The organism is Azonexus sp., from assembly GCF_036170495.1.
GTDB lineage: Bacteria > Pseudomonadota > Gammaproteobacteria > Burkholderiales > Rhodocyclaceae > Azonexus.
The window spans coordinates 1-3,150 of record NZ_JAVHPH010000264.1; the positions used below are offsets into that span (position 1 = coordinate 1).

A 3,150-nucleotide genomic window follows, 5' to 3' on the forward strand; every position below is an offset into this window, starting at 1 on the left:
GATCGAAACGGGTTGCCTCGGCTGACAGCGCCGGCGGGTAAATCGAGGATGCCGGTTGCGCCGCTGCCTCAATTGCGGCCAGGGCGAGCTTGCCGTTGGGGCGAGCGGTAATTCGGGTCCGCTGTGGCTCGTGAAGTCGCGACAGGGGAGCGGGTTTGCAGCCATTTTTTCCTCGGTACGTGGTTGGTGCTCCGGGAAAACGAGCCCTGTTTTGTCGGGTTGATGACAAAACTGCTGCTTTTCCGGGGACGAGGCTGCTTTACGCAAAAATGGGGCCAAAGGACCTCAGGCCCGGTGTCGGCAGGGAATTTGGGCGGGCTGCAGGGCTGCCTGGCCGACTATCTGCTGGCCTCCGCCGCATACCGATCAGCCAGGATATTGCCCCGGCAACTGCCGTGCCCCTTGATCCAGACAATGGCCGCATCGGCCAGTGTTGCGATGAGGTCTGGCGCGCCGAGCATTTGCCGCAACCCGGGGTCCTGGTCGAGGCCCTTCGCTTTACCGCGATTGAGGCGGATTACTGCGTCCTGATTATCCGAGAACAAGGCCAGTGGCCGCCCGGAGAAGAGCAATCGGGCCTGTTCCAGCGCAAAAATGGCGGCTTGCAGTTCGAGTTCATTGCTGCCGGTGAGCGCCACTGTTCGCGTCCTGACCAGCGCTTCGCTGTCCGGCGTAGCGAAGAGAATGGCCGCCAGTCCGCCGTACCGTTTCTGGCTGGCATCGCTGAAGATCTGCACGTGCCTGGCGTAGAGCGGGGTGAGTCGCAAGGGCAGGGGGCTCGCCGACGGATGAACGACGCGGATAATTTTCTTTTTTCGTCTTCTCGACATGCTGGCTTTTTGGCGAATGCGTTACCTGGAAGCATAGCCGAAAGGCTGGCCCTGAAAAGGCGAAAGCCTCGTACCGGGGGGAGTACGAGGCTTTCTGGACGGCCCGGGGAGGGGGAGGTGGGTAAGGGCCGTCAGGCTGATGTCTGGTCAGCGCATGTGTTCAAGATAAGGTTCTGGCCGGCGGACTTCAAGTAACCGTTTGCAACAATGCGTGTCGTTATGTGCGTAGCTGCCGGTTGGCTCGACGCGCGGCGCATCTGCTAAGATTCGGCCCTGATTTTTCAGGCTTCTTCCCTTGTCTTCCCTCCCCGAAATATTCTCTCCCGAAGGCCCGCTCGCCCGGGCCATCAGCGGTTATCGCATCCGCGAACAGCAGCTCGACATGGCCGAGCGCATCGCTGCCGCCATCAAGGGCAGTTCGGTCTTCATCGCCGAGGCCGGTACCGGCACGGGCAAGACTTTTGCCTACCTCGTCCCGGCCTTGCAGTCGGGCGGCAAGGTGATCGTGTCGACTGGCACCAAAACCCTGCAGGACCAGCTCTTCAACAAGGATTTGCCGATGGTCCGCGACGCCCTCAAGGCGCCGGTCAAGATCGCCTTGTTAAAGGGCCGGGCCAACTACGTTTGTCCCTACCACCTGCAAAACGCCATCGCCGACGGCCGTTTCCTGACCCGCGAGGACGCCGCCGACGCCCGTCGCATCTCGGTCTTCGCCAAGACCACGCAGAGCGGTGATAAGGCCGAGTGCATCGAGGTCAACGAAAATTCGCCGGTGTGGGGCCACGCCACCTCGACGCGTGACAACTGCCTCGGTCAGGAATGCCCGGACTACAAGGAATGCTTCGTGATGCTCGCCCGGCGCGAGGCGATGGCGGCCGATCTGGTCGTCGTCAATCACCACCTGTTCTTCGCCGACGTGATGCTCCGCGACGAAGGCATGGCCGAACTGCTCCCGGCCTGCAACACGGTGATCTTCGACGAAGCCCACCAGTTGCCGGAAGTGGCGACCCTGTTCTTCGGCGACAGCATTTCGACGGCGCAGGTACTCGATCTGGCCCGCGACGTGCGCGCCGAAGCACTGACCAACGCCCGCGACTGCCTGGCGCTGCCCGAAACCAGCAAAAAAGTCGAAAAGGCCGCCAAGGATCTGCGTCTGGCGGTTGGTGTCGATAGCGGCCGCTTCTCCTACGGTCAACTGGAAGAAAAGTCCGATTTTGAAATTGCCCTGAAGGCGCTCGAGGCCGAGGTCATCGCCTTCGCTGCCTTGCTCGAAACGCAAGCCGAACGCGCCGAAGGCCTCGAGAAATGCTGGCAACGCGCCACCGAGCTCGTCCAGCACCTCGGTCAATGGCAGAACCCGACGCCCGGCTATGTCCGCTGGGCCGAAGCCTTCACCCATTCGCTGCAGCTCAACGCAACGCCGCTCAACGTCGCCGAAATTTTCCGCAAGCAGATGGGCGGCCATCCGCGGGCCTGGATCTTCACCTCGGCCACCCTGGCCGTGCAGGGCAAGTTCCACCACTACTGCGCCGAACTCGGCCTCGGCGAGCCGGATTCCGCCTGCTGGCACAGCCCCTTCGACTACGACAAGCAGGCCATCCTCTACGCCCCGCTCGGCATGCCCGACCCGAACGCCTGGAACTACACCGACGCCGTCGTCGACGCTGCCTGGCCGGCCGTCAAGGCCGCCAACGGCGGCGCATTCTTCCTATGCACCAGCCTGCGCGCCATGCGCCGCACGCACGAACTGCTCAAGGCCAAGCTCGAAGACGAGAACATCGACATGCCGCTGCTCGTTCAGGGCGAGGGCAGCAAGAACGACCTCCTGCAACGCTTCCGTCACCACGGCAATTCCATCCTGGTTGGCAGCCAGAGCTTCTGGGAAGGCGTCGACGTGCGCGGCGAGGCCCTGTCGCTCGTCGTCATCGACAAGATTCCCTTCGCGCCGCCCGACGACCCCGTGCTCTCGGCGCGCATCGAGCAGATGAAAAAGGAAGGCCGCAACGCCTTCATGGAATACCAGCTGCCGCGCGCCGTCATCAACGTCAAGCAGGGCGCCGGCCGGTTGATCCGCGACGAGAACGACAAGGGCGTGCTCATGATGTGCGATCCACGACTCATATCAAAGCCGTATGGCCGCCGCGTCTGGCAAAGTCTGCCGCCCATGAAACGAACCCGCGAACTGCAGGTCGTCCTCGACTTTTTTGCCAACCGGTAAAGCGGATGAAAACCATCTTCGAGCAAATGCGCGCGCAGCAGCCGCAATTCTTCTCCAGCGCCGACATCACCATCGCCGCCGGGCCGATGCAGGCCATGGCCG

The 3,150-nt window shown here is 62.7% G+C and carries 2 protein-coding genes; one reads left to right on the top strand and one right to left on the bottom strand.

The annotated features are described in order from the left end of the window. Positions 1-338: 338 nt before the first annotated feature. Positions 339-830, bottom strand: coding sequence for a ribonuclease HI (locus ADADOO_RS09610; RefSeq protein WP_511277057.1), 492 nt, complete (start codon positions 828-830; stop codon positions 339-341). Positions 831-1,125: 295 nt separating this feature from the next. Between ADADOO_RS09610 and yoaA the strand changes: the two genes are divergently transcribed. Beyond that, positions 1,126-3,048, top strand: a complete 1,923-nt coding sequence (gene yoaA, locus ADADOO_RS09615) for a DNA repair helicase YoaA (protein WP_511277059.1) — start codon at positions 1,126-1,128, stop codon at positions 3,046-3,048. Positions 3,049-3,150 lie beyond the last annotated feature (102 nt).

Coding starts and splice junctions, on each gene's coding strand:
- ADADOO_RS09610 (WP_511277057.1), bottom strand. CDS start 830: ATGTCGAGAAGACGAAAAAAGAAAATTATCCGCGTCGTTCATCCGTCG.